A 19,399-nucleotide genomic window follows, 5' to 3' on the forward strand; every position below is an offset into this window, starting at 1 on the left:
GTAGCCGGAAATGGTCAGGAAGAGCTCCTGGAGGGAATTTTCGGGATGAGAAAGATTCCTTCGGGAAGGGTTCTTCTCGATGGAATGGATGTTACCAACATGCCTCCCCACAATCTCAGAAAGCTGGGGTTGGCAGCTCTGCCTTCGGACAGAGACGGCGTGGCAAGCTGCAAAACCGCAACGATAAAGGATAATCTCGTTATCCACAAAGTTACTGAAGGTGGATGGATTATTGATGATAGGGAGCTAGACGCCTTTGCCAGAAGTCTTCTAAGCGATTACGGCGTTTTATATGGCAGTATCTTTGACCCGGCTTTCTCTCTATCTGGAGGCAACCTCCAGAAGCTGCTACTTTCAAGAGAGATCAGTTCTGAACCCAGAGTGCTTTTGCTTGGAGAACCCTCCAGAGGTCTTGATGTTAAGCATCTTCACATACTGCGCACAGTTTTAGCAAGGATAAAAGAAGAGATGGCGGTCATCGTTTTTACAGCAGATCTTGAAGAAGCCCTCAGAGTCGGCGACAGGATCATAGTCATGTCTGAAGGAAGAATCGTCTTTAATGGCGTGAATAGACCTGGATTGAGTAAACGTATGATAGGTAAACTCATACTGAAGGCAACGGGAGAGAGCCAGTGATCAGACGATCTGGGATGAATGGTAGATCATTTCTTGTCATGGCCCTTGCTTTGGCTGTCGGGCTCGTTCTAGTGCTTCTTATGAGTGAAGAGCCCTTGAATGTAACTAGAGCGTTCTTTCTGTCCGTCTTTTCGAATCGCTTTTATTTCGGTAATCTTCTAGCCTATTCAATTTCACTGATTCTAACCGGACTGGCTGCATCTATAGCCTTCACCACCTCATGCTTCAATCTCGGTATGGAAGGACAGGTATATCTTGGAGCTCTCACCGGAACGGCAACGGGCATTTTTCTGGCCGGAAGAGTATCTGGAGCTGCAGGAATTGTCATTATGATTGTTGTCAGTTTTTTTTCCGGAGCGACAGCTGCAAGTATCTCTGCGTTGCTGAAGAACCGTTTGGGTGTAAATGAATTGATCTCTTCGCTCTTGCTGAGTAACGGATTGGTACTGGTAGTTGATTACTTCATTGAGGGTCCTCTTAATGATCGCCCATCCGGCCTTGCAGCCACAGTCAGTCTGCCAGACGAGTTTAGATTTGAAGGTTTGATGTCACCTTCGTATCTCCATTCGGGAATCATTTTATCCATAGCTGCAGCGGTAATTCTCTGGTTTTTTTTATTTAGAACGAGAGCGGGATTCAAGATGAGGATCGCCGGAAAAAACCGGAGGTTCGCCTATTATTCTGGTGTTGACACTAAAAAAGTCATCTTCTGGTCCCTGTTTCTTAGTGGAGGGCTTGCGTCAACTGCAGGAATCATTGATGTCATAGGCATCCACGGCAGAGTGATGAGGGGTTTTTCAAGTGGGTATGGCTGGAATGGAATTGCGATTGCCCTTATTGCAAGAAATCATCCTCTGATGGTGGTTCCTGCTGCTCTGTTCTTCGCATATCTGGAAAGCGGAGCGCAAATCGCTTCGCTTGAGGCAAATATTACGCCTGAAGTTGCCAAGATAGTTCAGGCCGTAATCTTTTTTCTGGTGACGGCGGAAGCTCTCATCCCCAAGCTTTTATGGAGAAAGAGTCATGCTTGAAGCGATAATTCGGGACACAGTGAAGAACTCTACGCCGATTATTCTTGCGGCCACTGGCGGTCTGCTTACAGAGGTTTCCGGCTGGCTGAATATCGGGTTGGAAGGCAGCATTCTTTCGGGTGCTTTCTTTGCTGTTGTTGTCTCATCGGCAACCGGAAGCATACTTCTGGGTACTCTGGCTTCAGTCATTGTGGCAGTGATTCTTTCCACCATTGTATTCTTGACCGTAAGGTTTCTGAAGGCCAATCTTTACGTAGTTGGGATAGCTGCGAATCTCCTGTCAGTCGGGCTGACTGTTACGCTGACAGATGTATGGTTCAGAAGCAAGGGGACGGTGGTCTTCAGTGGGTCACCGAGACCTGGAGTCCTTTCAATCGATTTTCTCAATGGTACAGTACTTGGTTGGCTGAATGGACTTGGCCTATTTGATCTAGCTGCCTTCGTTACTCCATTCCTTATTGCTTATTTCTTGAAGAAGACGGTTGTCGGTGTGAAGCTAAGAGCTTGTGGGTATGATGACGAAAGTGCTTTCTATAGCGGCGTCAAGGTTAATAAGATCAGATTCATGGCATACATTGGAAGTGGAGTCTTTGCCGGACTTGCTGGCTCGGCGCTGTCTCTTCCGCTTGGAGCCTTCGTCTCGAATATGTCCGGTGGAAGAGGCTGGCTGGCACTTGTGGCAGTCATCATGGGAAGGAAGAACCCGATCCTAGTCATTCTATCTGCTATCATGCTGGGCTTTGTCACCGAGTTATCGATCTTTCTACAGGTTGCAACGGAAGTCTCTCCAAAGTTACTACTTTCACTGCCATACTTCGTCTCTTTCGTTATTCTAGCACTATCTCGCAGTGGAAACAGTAAGAAAAGGCTTCTGGATTAGCCAAGTAAATGCGTGATATAATTCATCGAATTGGAGGTGTGGCTTTGAAACTTATAGATCAGCTTAAGTCTAAATACTCCGAGATCTCTTATCTTCATAGCGCTGCAGCGCTCATGGCATGGGACATGAGAACATACATCCCCTTGAAGGGGGTAGAGATAAGGGCGGAGGCTCTTGGATATATCTCGACTCTCGCATTCAGAAAGTCCGTTTCTGAAGAAGTAGGAGCTTTGGTTAGCCAGCTCAATGAGAGCAAAGTCCAAGAGGAACTGACTGAAGACGAGAAGGCGATGGTCAGGGTCGCAACGAAGTCCTATAAGAGGGCAAGAGCAATTCCACCTGAGCTTTATCAGAAGTACTCTGTTCTGACATCGAATAGTGAAAAAGTGTGGGAGAAAGCTCGGAAAGAGAACGATTTCAACAGCCTGGAGCCATATCTGGAGGAAATCGTTGCACTTTCTAGGGAGATGGCCCGCTTGTATGGATTTGAAGAGAATCCGTATGATGCGCTTCTCGAGGGCTTTGAAGAGGGTATGACAGCCAGAAAACTGCGGAAAATCATTGAGCCGTTGAAATCGGAGCTCATACCTTTTATAAAGAAGATTATGGAAGAGGGCGAATTACCCGATACCTCTGTTCTTGAGGGGAGATTCAACAGAAGAGCTCAGGAGAAACTGAGTAGAAAGGCTCTCAAACTCATAGGGTACGACTTCGATGCCGGCAGGCTTGACAAACGGTCCATCCCTTCACAATAGGTATAGGGGTGAACGATGTCAGGGTAACGACTAAATACACATCAAACGAATTCACTCCTTCCCTTTTTGGATCGATCCATGAGGGGGGTCATGCGATCTATGAACAAGGGTTGCCTATTTCACTTAGAGAGACCCCGCTTTACGGTGCTTGTTCTCTAGGTATTCACGAATCTCAATCGAGAATGATGGAGAACATGGTCGGTAGGAGCAGGGAATTTCTGTCGTTCTTCTATCCTCAGATACAGAAGGCTTATACATCGAATTTCAAGAACGTTCCGCCAGGTGATTTCTATAGATCAGTGAATAGCGTAAAGCCATCTCTGATTAGAATAGAGGCCGATGAAGTAACATACAACCTGCATATCATGATTAGGTTTGAGCTTGAAGAAGCTCTTATCAAAGGAGACCTTCGAGTTTCGGATCTCCCGAGAGCTTGGAATGCAAAGATGAAAGAGTATCTCGGAATTGTGCCTGATAGTGACAGCGACGGTGTGCTCCAGGATGTCCACTGGCCGTCCGGAATGATCGGGTATTTCCCATCGTATATGCTGGGAAACCTGTATGCTGCACAGATGTATTCGAAAGCAAAGCAGGACATTCAAGGACTTGAGAAGAGGATAGAAATGGGAGATGTTCTGTCTCTTGTCGACTGGTTAAGAAAGAACATTCATAACATGGGAAGGCGGTATGAGCCAGAGAAACTTCTGAAAGCAGCCACGGGTAAAGAGCTGGATCCCTCACATTTCCTGAGGTATGTCAAGGAGAAGTACTCGAGCATTTACCAAATATAGTCATCATCAAGCTTAAACTTCCAGAAGAAGAGCCTCTATTTTGGAGAACCTGTCTTGAGATAGCTTCAGGTTCTCCTTTCTACTTGCCAGGAAGTCTACGATTTCTAATGGTTCTTCAAGACCCATGTCCTTCCAAATGAAGGAAATCACCTCGGGGTCGATAAGATCGTGAAAAGCAAGTAAATAGACAGCGGCTGGCATCATGCTCTTCAATTCGGAAGTCTTCTTTATTTCACCACTCTCCAGAAACTCGAGGGACTTCTCTTTTACAGCCTTCCCTATGCCCTTGATCGATGAAATGTCAGCAATATCGTCACTAGTAAGCTCGCCTGAAGGCAAATTTAATCTGATGACTCTTGCTGCAAAGTCATAAGTTCTTACCTTGAATGGATTGTCCCTGTTGACCTTGAGAAGTCTTGAGAGCAAGTCAAACTGCATTGCCAGTTCCTCTTTTCTCACCGGTATCACCTCTCAGTGTATTTTACACCGCTGAGAGGCGGCAAAGAAACCAAATGCTCGTAATTCTCTTCGGCTCCGTGAGAAATGTACCTGTTTGTCCTGACTCAGTTCAAACAGGCAAAGAGCCTTTACGATTGACATAGAGATCGGGATATCAGAGGACAGGCCAGCGAACTCATTTCTTTCTTTTGCTGAGAACAGCTTCAATGTTCTCCTTTGCCGTGCCAACAAAGGCTTCATAAAAGGCCATGCCCGCAGCTTCTATCGCTTGAATGGCGTTGCCTCCAAGATGAAAGGCGATTATTGTGTCTATGCCTTGCTTTGTGAGCATGTTTACTGCCATGGGTCCGGCACCGTGCGCCACACTGTTGTCTGGTTCTACATATTCTTCGCTTCCCGTTTCCGGGTCATAGATCAGAAAGAACTTTGCTCTGGCAAATCTATCGTCTGGAATACTGTTGATAGTCTTTTCTTTAACTGGGATAGCTATTTTCATTATTCTTCTACACCTCCGGAAATTTTCCGTTTCAACCTCAGGATAATTCGCTTTATTGCTTGCGCTGCCTTAGAGTCTTCCATTGCAACAACCGGTTTTCCCATAATGGTCGCTTTCTCTACCTGTTCGTCAAAGGGAATTTTGCCCAGGAGCTCTATTCCGTTAGCTCCACACCAGGACTCTATGAAGGCGCTCTTGGAAGTATTCAAATCCCATTTGTTTATGACTATTCCGAAATCTCTCTTGAAATGTCTTATAGTCTCCACTATCCTCGCAAGATCGTGGTTTCCCGATACAGTCGGTTCGGCAACTGCGAGCACGTAAGTTGCCCCCGTAATCGATGAAGTTGCGGGGCACCCTATTCCTGGGGCACCATCTATTATGATTATTTCCTTTTTCCCCTTCTCCGCGACATTAATTGCCAGTTTTCTGACCTCGGCCACCAACCCTCCAGAAGTCTCTTCTCCTGGAGTCAATAAGGCGTGAACAAGAGGGATTTCATTCGACTGAGATAAGAAGTAATCTCCGGACTTATTGTCTTTAAGCGAAATTGCGTTCGCCGGACAGACTGCCACACACATGCCGCATCCCTCGCATGCGTAAGGATCGATTGAGTAGGGACCTCCCCTGATAATCGCATCGAATCTGCAGAATTTCTCGCAGAGTCCGCATGATATGCATTGATCAGAGATTTCGGCCTTTTTACCACCATAATACTCAAATTTCTCGATCAGCTTATTCTCGAGAATGAGGTGAAGGTTTGGTGCGTCTACGTCACAATCGGCCATCACTATTGAGTCAAAGAGAGAGGAAAGCGATCCGGCAAGTGTTGTCTTTCCCGTTCCGCCCTTTCCGCTTACTATGGCAAGTTGGAACATCATGACACCCCCGATGAAGAGAAGATCTTCACAGCCAGTTGTTTGAACCGTATCTTCCATGATGGCGAAGTTTCAGTAAAGAGCTTGCCTTCTGAATAGGTTTCGGCTATACTGCGGTCAAAGGGTATTCTTTCGAGAACTTCAAGGTTTTCTTCACTGGCATATTCATCTATCATTGTGTAGGAACCCGTATCTCTGTTGATTACTACCCCGAAAGGAATCTCCATCTCTCTTACAATTTGAACTGCCAGTTTCAAATCATGAAGACCAAATGGAGTGGGTTCGGTTACCAGTATCGCGAAATCTACCTTTCTTAGTGTCTCTACGACTGAACAGGACGTTCCCGGGGGAGAATCGATAATGACTACCTTGTTTCGATCAATATTCCCTTTAAGTTTTCTGATAACCCTTACAGGGGACGGTTCTCCAATTTCCAGTATTCCCATTCCAAAATCAATCTTGTCGTTTATTCTGCCTGTTTTAACTTTTCCAATGACTTTTGGCCTCTCGGTGATTGCCTTCTCGGGACAGACAAAAGTGCACAAACCGCAGCCATGACACAATGATTCGAAAACCATTACACCCGTATCAAAAACGGAAAGCGCTCCAAACTGGCAGGCTTCGGCGCATTTGCCGCAACGAGTGCACTTCTCCTTATCTATTACGGGAAGCATCAGCTCAATTTCCTCTTCGTGTTCAATCTTTGGGTCAAAAAACAGATGCACATCGGGTTCCTCAGCGTCTGCGTCCAGAAGTTGAACATCAAAATCGTCAGATATAGCGCTAGCGAGGTTTGTGGCAAGGGTGGTCTTTCCTGTGCCACCCTTACCACTTAGTACGGCAATAACCAAGGCCTACCACCATCTCCTGAAGCGATAGCCCATGCCTCTTCCGGCTCCAAATCCTCCCCCAAAACCCATCCTTCTTCCGAGAAACAGTCTTCTCCTCGGAAATGGTTGGTAGGAGTAGTTTCTTGCCGGCGTTTGCCTCGACACTTGATTATCGGGAGCACAGTTGCCCATACCCCAGCCAGTCATTGGTCCAGAACCCTCGGGTCCAGTTCCATCTCTCCACGGCATATTCTCACTCCTCTTCTTCGGGACTGTTTGTGTTTTCAAGCGCTTCCAGTCTCTTCTCTATTTCCTTGAGCTCTTCGCCAATCATCTCGAGCTCTCTCTTTAGCATCGCTCGATACTCCTTTAGTTCCTGACTTTCCATTTCGGGGGAAATCTCCTGATCATAGGCATATGGCCCGTAATAACCGAACCCTCTTCCGGGTGCAAATCCTCTACCATATCCCATTCCTCTTCCGTAACCGGCTCCGTATCCAGGGCCATATCCGAAGTATCTACAGGAACCGTCTCTAAACCTCATAGGACCAGATCCAAATGGCATATAATCACCTCCTATATATGCAGTAATCATATATATTATACTGGTTGGAGCTAACGATGTCAAGACAAATCTAGCATTGCCGAATTCTGGAGAATTTCTGATAGTATCTAAGCAAGGAGGATAGATGGGAAACAAAGCGCATGTTTTGCTGTTTTCACTAATAGCTCCGTTTTATAACGTCGCTTTCAAGTCGCAGCTGAAGAATTATCGAAGCCTTTTGAAAGAACATCGGTCTCTAATTGGCGAGGATATCGAAAGCGTCCTCGATATCGGTTGCGGAACTGGTGCTCTTGCCAAGGCATTCGATGAACTGGGATACGGAGTAACGGCTGTGGATGCTTCGACTTCAATGGTAGCGATAGCGAGGCACAATCTTAAGGAAAGCGGAGTCAAAGTCGTTCAAGGCGACTTTTTTGAGAAGCTTCCCTTTGAAGACAATAGTTTTGATCTTCTCGTTGCATCTTATGTCGTACACGGTCATAAGATTGAGGGCAGGGAAAAGTTCTATAAAGAGAGTCGTAGAATATGCAGGAAAGAGGTTCTGATTCACGATTTCTTTCCAAATAGAAATCCCTTGGTCTTTGTTGTCGAGTTCTTCGAGAGAAGTGATTACAGAAACTTCGTTCCGAAAGCCTTCGAAGAGCTCAAAGAGAATTTTCCCGTTGTAAAAGACGTTAGGCTTTCCTCTACGACGGGGTGGTATCTATGTCGGTGCGACTAGGCTCTTAGGTAGTTGGGTCTTCAAGACTTTGAATAAGCACGCGTTCAAGGAAGGGCTGGTGTTTCATTATTTGAACAATAGCGTTCTGGGGGTCTACAGGTGAAGAAAGCTATACCTTACATATTTATTGCACCTGCAGGTGCAATTATCGGCTTCTTTTTTCTATATCCGTTGATATACTCATTTGCCATCAGCTTTTATGAGTGGGACCTTTCTCCGACAATGACTTTCGTGGGTTTGGGGAACTACGCACAGATTCTATCATCGAGCGAATTCTGGGACTCAATGTTATACACCGCTTACTACATTCTCGGCGTTCTCCCTTTTTCGCTCCTTATCGGTTTTCTTTTCGCCAATCTTCTGAACGATTCGACTATGAGGGGAATAGGGTTCTTCCGAATGATCTATTTCCTTCCGGTTGTTACATCGCCTATTGCAGCCGGTATGGGATTCAGTTTTCTCTTCAGCACTGAATTAGGGTATGTTAATCACATAATCGGGTCGTTTGGAGGGGAGTATGTGAACTGGTTGACCAACCCAGAGGGGATCGTTCAAATCCTGTTAAGCTGGACTGGAATTCAGCTTCCGAAGGTATTGCAGGGTCCTAGCGTGGCGCTGTTCGTGATAATCCTAATGGGGATCTGGCAAAATGTTGGATACGCAATGGTCGTTTATCTTGCAGGCCTTCAGAATATCCCACCGACTTACTATGAAGCTGCCGCGCTAAGTGGAGCAACCAAGTTCCAGATGTTGAGAAAGATCACTGTGCCTCTTCTTTCGCCGACTACTTTCTTTCTACTGATAATGTTCAGCATAAGTTCCTTTCAGGTCTTTGGCCCAATAATGGTCATGACTCCCGACGGAGGACCGCTCAACACAACCTCGGTCCTTGTCTTTCGGCTCTATCGAGAGGCCTTCTCTTATTACAGGTTTGGTTACGCAGCGGCAATGGCCTTTGTTTTATTCCTATTCGTGATCTCTCTTACTGCCTTTCAGGTGAAAACTATCGAGAGGACTGTACATTATGACTAAAAGGATCGGGAGAGTTTTCAAGTACGCGATACTTATAACCGGTGCAGTTGTAATGATCTTTCCGTTCTTCTGGTCTTTCATGACATCTTTCAAGGATTTGAGAGAGATTCTCAGAGATCCTTTTTCTCTTATTCCCAGGGAGTTTACTCTGAAGAATTATGTCAGTGTATTCACGAAGGTTCCATTTGCCAGATACCTTTTGAATAGCACAATTGTAGCGCTGGCTACCACTCTTTTGCAGCTTGTGACGGCTTCTCTGGCAGCCTTCGCATTTGCCAGGATGAGATTCAGGGGCGGAGAAGTGATATTCTATGTCTTTCTGGCGACTATGATGATTCCCCAGCAAGTTGTAATGATTCCTCAGTATCTGGTAGTAATGAGGCTCAATATGGACAACTCCTATTTTGGGCTGATTTTGCCTCACGCGGCCACCGCAATTTCAATATTCTTTCTCAGGCAGTTCTTCTTGACTATCCCGAGAGATCTTGAGGACGCTGCCACGATCGATGGTTGCGGCCCGCTCAGGACTCTCTTCAATGTATTTCTTCCTTTGACCAAGCCAGCCATCGCTACCATTGCCGTTTTCTCCTTTATGTGGTCGTGGAATAACTACTTCTGGCCTTTGCTTGTCATAAGTGAACCGGAAATGAGAACCGTCCAACTGGGTCTGGCGATGTTCAAATCAGAGGGTGGAATCCAGTGGGGAGAGTTTATGGCTGCGACAGTTGTAGCCACGCTACCGATCATGATTGCTTATTTCATTGCCCAGAAACAATTTGTCAAGGGGATAACCCTTACGGGATTAAAAGGATAAAGAGAAGGAGGAAAAGATGAAAAGAATAACGACTGTACTTCTACTGTTAATCCTGGCAGTTGCTGGCCTCGGGTCCGTAACTCTCACATTCTGGCATTCGATGTCGGATTATCAGAAGCCGATCATCGACAAGCTTGTTGCCGATTTCAACAAGGCTCACAAAGACATCACGGTGAGAGCAATATTTCAGGGATCCTACGATGATACTGTTACAAAGCTGAAGACAGCTCTACTCACCGGGAAGGGTCCAGATATTGCTCAGGTCAACATAGAGCATATTCAGATCTTTTCCAAAGATGGTTCTTTACAGAATCTCACTGATCTGATCGGCGGCGATTCCTTTTTGAGTCCGGAGGATTTTGTCGATAGCTTCTGGCAGACGATAATTCGTGACGGCAACCCTTACGCTCTTCCCTTCAACATAAGTGCTCTGATGCTGTATTACAACAAAGATCACTTCAAGGCGGCCGGACTGGACCCTGACAGACCTCCTCGAGACTGGGAGGAGTTGGAGGAGTATGCGCGAAAGCTGACAATCAGAAAGTCGGGTGATTCAAGGCCTTCACAGTATGGTCTCTTGTGGGGTGTTGACACAATGTTCTACCAGTTTGAACCCCTGGTCTGGCAGAATGGCGGAGAGATCTTCAATGAGCAAATGACCGAGTGTATTATCAATTCCCCTGAGGGAATTGAGGCTCTGGAAACGTGGCGGAGATGGTTCAGTGAAGGCCTTTCTCCTGTTGATCTCACTATTGATGAAGGAATACAGTCCTTCACAATGGGGAGAATCTCGATGGGCCCCATGACGAGCGGAGGAATTCGTTACGCTCTCGAGAACATACCCTGGAGTCTGGGAGTGGCCCCTCTTCCTGAAGGCAGGCAGAAGGCCACAACGCTTGGAGGAGGGTCTCTTGCCATAATGGCCGGACTCTCAGAAGAGAAGCTTCAGGCAGCCTGGACCTTCATTAAATGGATGGTTTCAGAGAAGAACACATTGTTTTGGTACGAGGGAACGGGATACATGCCGGTTCTGAAGTCTGCAATGAGTTCTCTTGAGATACAGCTGATCTGGCAGCGCTTCCCGCAGTTAAAGGCTCCTATTGACTCGATAGAATTTGCCAGACCCAGACCGGTTCACACAAATATCATTGAGATCAGGAATATTCTTTACAACGCTGTTGAGCAGGTAAGAAAAGGGGTTTCAGAGCCAAAACCGGCTTTCGATGATGCCGTGACGAAAGTCGACGAGTTGCTCGAGTGAGGTGATGAGATGAAGCGAATACTTCTGTCGGTAATGTTCATTTTCTTTTCTTTGACGGTTTTTGCTAGCAAAATCGTTGAAATTGAAGTAACAGGAATTGAAAAGACACTTCCACAAGTGGTGATAAATATTTCCGGGCTCAAGATCGGTGAAGAGCTTGATATCGAGAGAGTTTACAGGGCCAAGAGAAATCTGGAAGAGTGCGGTCTCTTTACAGATGTATATCTTCAGCTTGGAGATGTCGGCGGTGATTACAAGCTGGTGATTTCGGTTCAGGAAAGTTCTTCTTTCTACCCGTATTTTGGCGAGTATCTTACATTCGGAGCGGGAGATCGAAATCTTCTGGGTTCTGGGGTGAACGTTTATGGGGGAATCCGGTTTCTGAGGTTCACCGACAAAAGACTACTTGGCTTTCTTCCCCAACCCGAGTTTTTCTGGGGCGGATTGAGATTTGGCGCGAGAACCCTCAGCGCCTTTGGAACAGGAATCAATCCCTTTATTGAGGTGACTCTCTTTAAAGAGGTTCCGTGGCAATCCGATACTATGCTTTCTTTGAATTCTGTAGAACTGGGTGGAACCTATCCCTTTGGAGAGTATGTTGCCGGAATTTCCTATACATACGAGAATGCGTCATTTGATGCCACGCCTTCAAACAACTACTCGGTTTCGATACTTACTGGAGCCTTTTCTTTTGGCGACGAAAATAACTACCAGGAGAAAAGAGGAAACTTATTCGGAAAAACGACTCTCTCCTACGGATTTGGAGACGGAATTAATTATCTTCAGCAGAAGGCGTCTGTTAATTACTGGTACAGAATCATAGGAAGAATCTATGTCGAGAGTGAGACAAAAGCAGGCGTAACTTATTTTGGAGAAGCTCCGGTGACCAGGCGTTTCTACCTGGGAGGAAGTGCCGATCTCAAGGGTTGGAACCCCTATGCATTTAATCCCAGATTCTATGCGCTGGAGATACTTCAGGCAGGAGTCCCTCTCACTGAGAGCTTCGCTGTTGCTCCTTCTGATGATATGAGCACCTTCATTCCCAAGCTCTACTTGATGGCGGCTGCCGGTGACAACGCCACTCTCGGTCTGTCGATAGGAATAGGTTTCGAGTGGAGAACATCACTGGGAATTGGAGTTGAGCCTCAGGTGTTCTTCGGAGGAGACGGTTTCAAATTCTACTTCGAACTGAGGTAGCTTCCTGACTAGCTTCGCAATGAAATGAATCGCTCTTCTATACTAGCGTACAACGAAAGAACCGGTCGCGAAAAAAACGGCCGGTTCTTCTGCCACCTCATAATTCTTTTACTCTCTAACGGAAACGTTCTGCACATATCCGGAGAGCAAGTCGGCGAATTCTCTTAAGATTGGACCGGGATAAGGTGGCGATTCGCAGAACCCGGTTACCGGTCTATACTGCTGAACTGAAACCAACGACGCTCCGCTGCATATTCTCGCGAGCTCTTCGAAATCCTTTTCAGGGACGTAAGGTGGAAACATTGTGATCCTTATTTCATGACTGGAGAAAATTTTCGCCAATTCAACACTTTTCTGAATTTGCTTCAGATTTACAGTAGAGAACTGTTCATAGTGCAAAGACTTGAGATCAACTGCGACATAGTCGATAACGTCCAGGAACTTCCTGAGAATATCTGAACTCCAGCCATTAGTATCAAGTTTAACCAGTACAGCCGGAAATTGGGCTTTGAGTCTTTCAACAAAGGGGATCAGATCATCTGCCCTGAGTGTTGGCTCTCCCCCGGTAATAACAACCGCGTCTATGAGAGCTGCCCTTTTGTCAAGGTATTTGAAGACCTCCGATTCACCGACCTTCTCCTCTACCATTTTTTTCAGTTCAGGATTGTGGCAATAAGCACAGTCGAAATTACAGCTTGAGGTAAACAGTGTCAGGGCTACTTTGCCCGGATAGTCCACTAGACTGACCCTCTCCATTCCTGCGAAATTCATCTACTTTCTCTCTCCCAACTCTGTAAGTCTCTCTCGTTTTGAATTCTTCCTGTTTTCCAGTGTTCCAGTTCTGTACTGGTCTGTAGTAGCCTGTAATCCTTGAATACACCTCGGTTGGCTTTCCGCATTCGGGACAGGTGAACTGTTCTCCTCTTATATATCCGTGGTTTTGACAGACCGAGTAGGTGGGTGAAATCGTGAAGTAAGGAATTCTGTAATTCTCGGCGATCTTCCTTACAAGTTGCCTGGTCGTTTCCCAGTCAGATATTCTCTCTCCAAGGAAGGCGTGAAACACTGTGCCTCCTGTATACTTCTGCTGTAGTTCCTCCTGAAGGTCTAGCGCGCTGAAAATATCCTTCGTGTAGTCCACTGGCAGATGTGAAGAGTTCGTGTAATACGGATTGTCCTTTCCCGCAGTAAGTATTTGAGGGAATTTCTTTTTGTCCATCTTGGCGAGCCTGTAAGCCGTTGATTCGGCCGGTGTCGCCTCAAGGTTGTAGAGATGGTCTGTAGTCTCCTGATAGCCGATCATCTTGTCTCTCATGAAGTTCAGCACTCTCAATGCAAACAGATAGCCCTCTTCTTCGGCTATAGTCTTTCTAATCCAGCGGGCATTCATACTTGCTTCATTCATTCCTATCAAGCCAATCGTAGAAAAATGGTTATCGAAGTTCTTCAGATATCTCTTTGTGTATGGATAAAGGCCTTCACTGTTCAATTTCTCCACGACCGATCTCTTTATTTCAAGGCTTCTGCTCGACAGATCCATCACTTTCGAAAGTCTTCCAAAAAACTCTTCTTCATTCTTGCTGAGGTATGCAATTCTAGGAAGGTTTATTGTAACTACGCCTATTGAACCTGTGAACTCATCCGAACCGAAGAGCCCGCCGCCTCTCCTTTTCAGTTCGCGTTTGTCCAGTTGCAGCCTGCAACACATGCTCCTCACATCATCGGGATTGAGGTCAGAGTTTATGAAGTTTTGAAAGTAGGGAGTGCCATATTTGCTGGTTATCTCAAAGAGAAGCTCTGCATCCTCATTCTCCCAGTCAAAATCCTTGGTGATATTGTAGGTCGGTATTGGATACTGGAAGCCTCGACCATTTGCATCTCCCTCGTCAAGAATCTCAAGGAAGGCGCGGTTTATCATCTTCATTTCTTCCTGACAGTCCCCATAAGTGAAGTCCACCGCCTCCCCTCCAACTATTGCCGGCTCATTCTTCAATTTGGCCGGGACTACCCAGTCGAGGGTGATATTCGTGAAGGGGGCCTGTGTACCCCATCTGGAAGGTGTATTTACTCCGAAGACAAATGACTGGATGTTCTGTTTGACTTCCTTGAGCGAAAGGTTGTCGATCTTTACAAAGGGCGCAAGATACGTATCAAATGAAGAAAATGCTTGAGCGCCGGCCCATTCATTCTGGAGTATTCCAAGGAAGTTCACCATCTGATTCACAAGTGTAGAAAGGTGTTTTGCCGGTGATGACGACACCTTTCCCGTCACTCCTCCGAGACCTTCCTCAATGAGCTGTTTCAGGCTCCAGCCGGCACAGTATCCCGAGAGCATTGAGAGATCATGAATATGGATGTCACCCTCACGGTGGGCGTTGCCTATCTGCGGATCATAGACCTCCCTAAGCCAGTAATTGGCGGTTACCGTACCGCTGTTGTGCAGAATCAGCCCTCCGATTGAGTATGTGACTGTGGAGTTCTCATGTACCCGCCAGTCAAGCATATCGAGATAGCTGTTAACTGTCTTTGAGAAGTCAAGCATGGAGGAATCAAGTTCTCTGAGTTTTTCCCTGTGTCTTCTATAAAGTATATACGCCTTGGCAGCATCGGCAAATGCAAGGTTTTCAAGCGTTCTTTCTACAGAGTCCTGGATATCCTCTATGTCTACGAGATTGTCTTTGTTTTTTGGCTGAAAATCTGCCACGACTCTCAGTGCGACCCTCTCAAGTATGTCTTCGTTATAGTGGGTTTCGGTTGCCTCAAATGCTTTCTTCATGGCGTTGATTATCTTCTCCAGTTCGAATTCGACTATGGCACCGTTTCTTTTCCTAACATTCAACATCTCATTACCTCCATGAATAGCCTCAATAAATAGTGGACAATGATCATTGTAGCACAATATATTGATAATTCCAAAGAAAAGTGCTGTTTCAGAACCCGATCATTAAGACTCCTCTCAACAGCACAAGAGAGGTTGAAGCGACCTTCAAAATCCTTCCTGGAAGCACTTTTTAGATAAGGCGAAAAACGTTGCACCATATGAAGATCGGAAAGTTTACCTTTGAGGTCTCCTTATGAATTTGGTTACATTATTTGTACCAATTCTAGTTAACATTGCTACGAATGCTTCGGCTGTTGCCAATGCGTCTCCAAGAGCTCTATGGCGAGATTCTGGGACTATCCCCAATCTTGCAAGCAGTATGTCTAGATTGTTTCTCCCATATCTGAACACGGCTTTCGACATTTCTACGGTATCAATATATGCGTTCTGGAGCCTGCCCAATCCGGATTGTTGGCCGTAATAGTCGAGAAAGGAGAGATCGAACGGGGCATTGTGAATCACAAGGGTTGCGTCTTCAACGAAGGAAAAGAAGTCTTCGAGAACATCTTTGACCGGCGGCTTCCCCTTAACGGTCAAATTGCTAATTCCGGTCAAGGCAGTTATCGTGATAGGAATCATGCATGAGGGATCTATGAGCGAATCGAAACAATCGCTCTTACAGACTTTCCAGTCGCGCACACGCACTCCCGCAACCTCGATCAGTCTCGCCCCGCGTTGCGGACTCATTCCTGTGGTTTCCGTGTCCAGAACGACAAATTCCAAAAGACTCCCCTCCCATTTCATTCTACAATGAATGAAGTTTCTTCGGAAAGAGACAGAGATTTTGTTTGTGAAGAATTGGGCAAATCTGTTAAGCCGCCTTTCCAATCTAAAGGCATTACATAGAGTATAATTTTTATGAGGTGAACCACGATGGATGACAAGGTAAATCATTCCGAAGAGGAAATAAGGGAACGCTATAGAAAGGCTCTTGAATCAGCAATTCAAAAAGCTCCGATCAGATCTGGAGAGAGATTGTATCTAACAGATCTCTGGGCTGTCACCTCAATTCCTGAAGAGGTTATTGTAGAGACTCTTGCTTCTTCCGAGTTGAAGCTGCCCGAAGGGGTATCCTGCATAGTCGATGATAGAAGGAAAAAGAAGAGGATCATTTATGGGAAACGAGAATCTAATGAAAAGAGTGGCGGTCCTAAGCAGCCCAGAATACGCAAGGTGCAGGGAGAAGATTAGCGAAGGGCTCGACCTGATCGAGTTCAACGAAACTCTGCAGGGAAAGAAAGTTCTTCTGAAAGTGAATCTTCTATCGGCAAGGTTACCTGATAGTTGTGTCACCACTAATCCAGCCTTTGTTCGAGCTGTGGCAGAGGTCTTTCTCAGCAAGGGAGCGATAGTCAGCATCGGAGACTCTCCAGCGAGCGTTCGTGTTGAGGCTGCAGCTTATGCTGCAGGAATTACCGAAGTCTGTGAAGATCTCAGGGTTCCGCTCGCAGATTTTGATGATCCCGTTCCTGTAGTCCTGGAGCAGGGTGTGTACAGAAGCTTTGAAATTGCCAGGCCGGTTCTTGAAACCGACCTTCTAGTGAATCTTCCGAAGCTTAAGACACATTCACTCACTCAGGTCACATTCGGAGTCAAGAATCTTTTTGGCTGTGTTCCCGGGGTTAAGAAGCAGGGTTGGCATTTCAGAGTGAGAAACATGAAGGAGTTCTCGGCTATGCTTCTTGACCTTGCCGGCTATCTTAGGCCGTCCCTGACGATAATCGACGGCGTTGAAGGCATGGATGGCAACGGCCCGTCGAACGGGCGGATTGTAAAGCCGGGGATAATTGGTATTTCAAGAGATGTTTTCGCACTTGACGATGCCATTGCAGAACTCTTTGGAGTGATACATTCAAAGGTACCGATTCTACGTTTGGCAAGAGAAAAAGGACTAGTAGGCGATTACGAGGTTGTTGGAGATGAAGTCGAGCCGAAAAGTCTGTCTCTCCCCGAGACGAATTTGATCGGGGTTTACGGTGCAGCCCTATTGAGGAGATTAGTAACGAAGTTTCCGAAAATAGATAAGAAGAAGTGTGTGAGCTGCCGTGTTTGCGAGAGGGCCTGTCCGGCTGGAGCAATCGACATAAGCAGGTTCAATATCGATTACGGTAAGTGCATAGCATGCTACGTGTGTCATGAACTTTGCCCGGAAAATGCTATCGTCTTCAGAAGACGCATTCATAGATAGGAGGGGTTAGATGAGCTATATTCTCGCTATCGATCAGGGAACGAGCAGCAGCAAAGCCGTTCTTTTTGATGAAGAACTTTATCAAGTTGCCGTTGCTCAGGAGGAGTTTACGCAGATCTATCCCAAACCCGGGTGGGTAGAACACGATCCCAGAGATATCATCTTAAGCACAATGGGTGCAATTGAGAAAGTAGTCTCGGATGCCAGGATCTCATTCAGAGAAATTGCGGCAATCGGCATCACAAATCAAAGAGAAACTGTCGTTGCCTGGGATGCGGTGACTGATCAGCCGCTTTACAATGCAATAGTGTGGCAGGATCGAAGAACTGCCGACAGATGCAGAGAGATCGAAGAATCTCATGGAGAACTGATAAGACGAAAGACCGGCCTCAAGCCGGATCCCTATTTCTCCGCGACGAAGATGGAATGGTTGCTGGAGAATGTACCGGTAGTTCGAGAGGCGGCTAGAAAGGGGAGATTGAGATTCGGAACGATTGACTCCTGGCTAATCTGGAATCTGACGAGAGAGAACCTCCATGTGTGTGATTTCTCGAACGCGTCGAGAACGATGTTGTTCAACATCGAGAAGCTTGAATGGGATCGCGACCTCCTCAATCTCTTTGGAGTGGAGGAAGAGTTTCTGCCTGAAGTTGTGGAATCATGTAAGCTTCTCGGTCCTTCGATCTATGGCCCGAAAATTGGAGGAATAGCTGGAGATCAGCAGGCTTCACTGTTCGGTCAGACGGCCTTTCAGACCGGTGACGCAAAATGCACATATGGAACGGGTTCATTTATACTTATGAACATTGGAAACAAACCAAAGATTTCCGATCATGGATTGCTTACAACAATAGGCTGGAAGTCAACGGAAGAGACAGTCTACGCCGTGGAAGGTTCGATTTTTGCCACCGGAGCTTTGATAGGCTGGTTGAAAGATGGACTGGGAATCATAAACAGCCCTTCCGATACGGAGCCGCTTGCCAGAGAAGTCAATGACAATGGTGGAGTTTTTTTCTCCGGCGCCCTGACAGGTCTGGGAGCTCCTTACTGGAACTCCTCAGCGAGAGGCATGATGATCGGTTTGACAAGGGGAACGAGTAAAGCACATATTGTGAGAGCCGTTCTCGAATACATTGCTTTCAGAACAAGAGAGATTCTTGAGCTGATGGAAAAGGAAACGGGAATCAGGCTCAACAAACTGCTTGTTGACGGAGGAGTTACGCGAAACAACTTCCTGATGGAGATGCAGGCAAATATCCTGAATATCCCGGTTGACAGATCTCTTATAAAGGAAACGACGGCGCTTGGTGCTGCAATGCTTGCGGGAATATGCACTGACCTCTGGGATCAGGAGAGCTTGAAGAACAAGAGGATAAGCGAAGTTGTCTTCGAACCGTCGGGAGATAGAATGGAGGAAGAGTTCAAGAGGTGGAAAGAGGCGTTGAAGAGATCTATGAACTGGGCAAACTAGAACTGAAGGATCTCGAGCGTTTTGCGCAAGAACTTGGAGCGACGCTTGAAGGAGGAGAGACGGTCCTCCTATTCGGTGATCTGGGCAGTGGAAAAACCACGTTTGTAAAGGCGCTAGCCAGTGGGTTGGGCATTGATCAGGATTATGTGAGAAGTCCGACTTTCAACATTGTCAACTTCTATCCCGGTCGATTATCGACTGGCAGAAGCGAAGATGCCGGAACGGAGAGAGCGCATCACGCTCTTATTCACGTTGATTTATACAGGATTACATGTGAAGAAGAGGTTTTGGATCTCGCTCTCCACGATCTCATGAATTGCGATACGGTTCTAGCGATAGAGTGGCCGGAGCTTTACCTTGAGTTTGTTAGCGAACCATATCTCGTCGTTGAACTGGAGCATTTCGACGAGATGAAACGAACAGTGAAATTGAAGCCATTCGGGAGCAGAATGAAGAACATTCTGGACCGTCTGACTATTAGAATAGATCGAGATAAGAATGAAGGAAGGTGAA

Annotated in this window: 21 protein-coding genes and 1 pseudogene; 13 read left to right on the top strand and 9 right to left on the bottom strand. The window is 46.4% G+C overall.

The window, feature by feature from the left end; translation table 11 throughout:
- The 4 genes and pseudogenes from ENN47_13175 to ENN47_13190 form a co-directional block, all read left to right on the top strand.
- Window positions 1-636: ATP-binding cassette domain-containing protein (locus ENN47_13175; GenBank protein ID HDP79098.1), on the top strand; the 636-nt coding region annotated here is incomplete at its 5' end.
- Window positions 637-650: 14 nt separating this feature from the next.
- On the top strand, window positions 651-1,667 hold the full coding sequence (locus tag ENN47_13180; protein ID HDP79099.1) for an ABC transporter permease: 1,017 nt from the start codon (window positions 651-653) through the stop codon (window positions 1,665-1,667).
- Complete coding sequence (locus ENN47_13185) at window positions 1,660-2,547, top strand: ABC transporter permease (GenBank protein ID HDP79100.1); 888 nt, start codon at window positions 1,660-1,662, stop codon at window positions 2,545-2,547. Before ENN47_13180 ends, ENN47_13185 begins: the two co-directional genes overlap by 8 nt.
- 44 nt (window positions 2,548-2,591) lie before the next feature.
- Window positions 2,592-4,093 (top strand): annotated as a pseudogene (locus tag ENN47_13190) (carboxypeptidase M32).
- Window positions 4,094-4,105: 12 nt separating this feature from the next.
- On the opposite strand, the gene ENN47_13195 reads toward ENN47_13190, so the two are convergent.
- The 6 genes from ENN47_13195 to ENN47_13220 all read right to left on the bottom strand — a co-directional run bounded on the left by ENN47_13195 (window position 4,106) and on the right by ENN47_13220 (window position 7,321).
- Window positions 4,106-4,552, bottom strand: a complete 447-nt coding sequence (locus ENN47_13195) for a DNA polymerase IV (family X)-like protein (protein HDP79101.1) — start codon at window positions 4,550-4,552, stop codon at window positions 4,106-4,108.
- A 175-nt stretch (window positions 4,553-4,727) separates the two neighbouring features.
- Entirely contained in the window at window positions 4,728-5,048 is a 321-nt protein-coding gene (locus ENN47_13200; GenBank protein ID HDP79102.1) for a dinitrogenase iron-molybdenum cofactor, read from the bottom strand.
- A complete protein-coding gene (locus ENN47_13205) occupies window positions 5,048-5,926 on the bottom strand; it encodes a 4Fe-4S dicluster domain-containing protein (protein HDP79103.1) in 879 nt (292 codons plus the stop codon). The genes ENN47_13200 and ENN47_13205 overlap by 1 nt, the downstream gene beginning before the upstream one ends.
- Window positions 5,926-6,777 (bottom strand): (4Fe-4S)-binding protein, encoded by an 852-nt coding sequence (locus ENN47_13210; GenBank protein HDP79104.1) that lies wholly within the window; start codon window positions 6,775-6,777, stop codon window positions 5,926-5,928. Before ENN47_13210 ends, ENN47_13205 begins: the two co-directional genes overlap by 1 nt.
- A gap of 3 nt (window positions 6,778-6,780) precedes the next feature.
- Window positions 6,781-7,005: a cytoplasmic protein gene (locus ENN47_13215; protein ID HDP79105.1), complete on the bottom strand. Its 225-nt coding sequence runs from the start codon at window positions 7,003-7,005 to the stop codon at window positions 6,781-6,783.
- 4 nt (window positions 7,006-7,009) lie between these two features.
- Window positions 7,010-7,321 carry a hypothetical protein gene (locus ENN47_13220; GenBank protein ID HDP79106.1) on the bottom strand — a complete coding sequence of 104 codons (312 nt, stop codon included), beginning with the start codon at window positions 7,319-7,321 and terminating at the stop codon, window positions 7,010-7,012.
- 124 nt (window positions 7,322-7,445) lie between these two features.
- On the opposite strand from ENN47_13220, the gene ENN47_13225 reads away from it, so the two are divergent.
- From ENN47_13225 to ENN47_13245, 5 genes are all read left to right on the top strand, one after another.
- On the top strand, window positions 7,446-8,042 hold the full coding sequence (locus ENN47_13225) for a class I SAM-dependent methyltransferase (protein HDP79107.1): 597 nt from the start codon (window positions 7,446-7,448) through the stop codon (window positions 8,040-8,042).
- 99 nt (window positions 8,043-8,141) lie between these two features.
- On the top strand, window positions 8,142-9,074 hold the full coding sequence (locus ENN47_13230) for a sugar ABC transporter permease (GenBank protein ID HDP79108.1): 933 nt from the start codon (window positions 8,142-8,144) through the stop codon (window positions 9,072-9,074).
- Window positions 9,067-9,888, top strand: coding sequence for a carbohydrate ABC transporter permease (locus tag ENN47_13235; GenBank protein ID HDP79109.1), 822 nt, complete (start codon window positions 9,067-9,069; stop codon window positions 9,886-9,888). Before ENN47_13230 ends, ENN47_13235 begins: the two co-directional genes overlap by 8 nt.
- A gap of 16 nt (window positions 9,889-9,904) precedes the next feature.
- Window positions 9,905-11,149 carry an ABC transporter substrate-binding protein gene (locus ENN47_13240; protein ID HDP79110.1) on the top strand — a complete coding sequence of 415 codons (1,245 nt, stop codon included), beginning with the start codon at window positions 9,905-9,907 and terminating at the stop codon, window positions 11,147-11,149.
- A gap of 9 nt (window positions 11,150-11,158) precedes the next feature.
- The gene (locus tag ENN47_13245; GenBank protein ID HDP79111.1) at window positions 11,159-12,346 is read left to right on the top strand and encodes a hypothetical protein; all 1,188 of its coding nucleotides are present in this window, start codon (window positions 11,159-11,161) and stop codon (window positions 12,344-12,346) included.
- Window positions 12,347-12,454: 108 nt separating this feature from the next.
- Here ENN47_13245 and ENN47_13250 read toward each other — a convergent pair whose 3' ends face one another.
- The 3 genes from ENN47_13250 to ENN47_13260 all read right to left on the bottom strand — a co-directional run bounded on the left by ENN47_13250 (window position 12,455) and on the right by ENN47_13260 (window position 15,950).
- The gene (locus ENN47_13250; protein HDP79112.1) at window positions 12,455-13,117 is read right to left on the bottom strand and encodes an anaerobic ribonucleoside-triphosphate reductase activating protein; all 663 of its coding nucleotides are present in this window, start codon (window positions 13,115-13,117) and stop codon (window positions 12,455-12,457) included.
- Window positions 13,035-15,188: a ribonucleoside triphosphate reductase gene (locus ENN47_13255; protein ID HDP79113.1), complete on the bottom strand. Its 2,154-nt coding sequence runs from the start codon at window positions 15,186-15,188 to the stop codon at window positions 13,035-13,037. The genes ENN47_13250 and ENN47_13255 overlap by 83 nt, the downstream gene beginning before the upstream one ends.
- Before the next feature lie 213 nt (window positions 15,189-15,401).
- A complete protein-coding gene (locus ENN47_13260; protein ID HDP79114.1) occupies window positions 15,402-15,950 on the bottom strand; it encodes a 3'-5' exonuclease in 549 nt (182 codons plus the stop codon).
- Window positions 15,951-16,100: 150 nt separating this feature from the next.
- On the opposite strand from ENN47_13260, the gene ENN47_13265 reads away from it, so the two are divergent.
- Genes ENN47_13265 through tsaE form a run of 4 tightly spaced genes read left to right on the top strand, consistent with a single transcriptional unit; the run spans window position 16,101 to window position 19,398 of the window.
- Window positions 16,101-16,418, top strand: coding sequence for a hypothetical protein (locus tag ENN47_13265; GenBank protein HDP79115.1), 318 nt, complete (start codon window positions 16,101-16,103; stop codon window positions 16,416-16,418).
- The gene (locus ENN47_13270) at window positions 16,342-17,415 is read left to right on the top strand and encodes a DUF362 domain-containing protein (GenBank protein HDP79116.1); all 1,074 of its coding nucleotides are present in this window, start codon (window positions 16,342-16,344) and stop codon (window positions 17,413-17,415) included. Before ENN47_13265 ends, ENN47_13270 begins: the two co-directional genes overlap by 77 nt.
- Before the next feature lie 10 nt (window positions 17,416-17,425).
- A complete protein-coding gene (gene glpK, locus ENN47_13275; protein HDP79117.1) occupies window positions 17,426-18,886 on the top strand; it encodes a glycerol kinase in 1,461 nt (486 codons plus the stop codon).
- Window positions 18,844-19,398 carry a tRNA (adenosine(37)-N6)-threonylcarbamoyltransferase complex ATPase subunit type 1 TsaE gene (gene tsaE / locus ENN47_13280; GenBank protein HDP79118.1) on the top strand — a complete coding sequence of 185 codons (555 nt, stop codon included), beginning with the start codon at window positions 18,844-18,846 and terminating at the stop codon, window positions 19,396-19,398. The genes glpK and tsaE overlap by 43 nt, the downstream gene beginning before the upstream one ends.
- The last annotated feature ends 1 nt before the right edge of the window (window position 19,399 follow it).

Source organism: Mesotoga infera (assembly GCA_011045915.1).
Classification (GTDB): domain Bacteria; phylum Thermotogota; class Thermotogae; order Petrotogales; family Kosmotogaceae; genus Mesotoga; species Mesotoga infera_D.

Coding starts and splice junctions, on each gene's coding strand:
- ENN47_13240 (HDP79110.1), top strand. CDS start 9,905: ATGAAAAGAATAACGACTGTACTTCTACTGTTAATCCTGGCAGTTGCT.
- ENN47_13235 (HDP79109.1), top strand. CDS start 9,067: ATGACTAAAAGGATCGGGAGAGTTTTCAAGTACGCGATACTTATAACC.
- ENN47_13225 (HDP79107.1), top strand. CDS start 7,446: ATGGGAAACAAAGCGCATGTTTTGCTGTTTTCACTAATAGCTCCGTTT.
- ENN47_13250 (HDP79112.1), bottom strand. CDS start 13,117: ATGAATTTCGCAGGAATGGAGAGGGTCAGTCTAGTGGACTATCCGGGC.
- ENN47_13180 (HDP79099.1), top strand. CDS start 651: ATGAATGGTAGATCATTTCTTGTCATGGCCCTTGCTTTGGCTGTCGGG.
- ENN47_13255 (HDP79113.1), bottom strand. CDS start 15,188: ATGTTGAATGTTAGGAAAAGAAACGGTGCCATAGTCGAATTCGAACTG.
- glpK (HDP79117.1), top strand. CDS start 17,426: ATGAGCTATATTCTCGCTATCGATCAGGGAACGAGCAGCAGCAAAGCC.
- ENN47_13270 (HDP79116.1), top strand. CDS start 16,342: ATGGGAAACGAGAATCTAATGAAAAGAGTGGCGGTCCTAAGCAGCCCA.
- ENN47_13205 (HDP79103.1), bottom strand. CDS start 5,926: ATGTTCCAACTTGCCATAGTAAGCGGAAAGGGCGGAACGGGAAAGACA.
- ENN47_13245 (HDP79111.1), top strand. CDS start 11,159: ATGAAGCGAATACTTCTGTCGGTAATGTTCATTTTCTTTTCTTTGACG.
- ENN47_13215 (HDP79105.1), bottom strand. CDS start 7,005: ATGCCGTGGAGAGATGGAACTGGACCCGAGGGTTCTGGACCAATGACT.
- ENN47_13265 (HDP79115.1), top strand. CDS start 16,101: ATGGATGACAAGGTAAATCATTCCGAAGAGGAAATAAGGGAACGCTAT.
- ENN47_13185 (HDP79100.1), top strand. CDS start 1,660: ATGCTTGAAGCGATAATTCGGGACACAGTGAAGAACTCTACGCCGATT.
- ENN47_13220 (HDP79106.1), bottom strand. CDS start 7,321: ATGCCATTTGGATCTGGTCCTATGAGGTTTAGAGACGGTTCCTGTAGA.
- ENN47_13200 (HDP79102.1), bottom strand. CDS start 5,048: ATGAAAATAGCTATCCCAGTTAAAGAAAAGACTATCAACAGTATTCCA.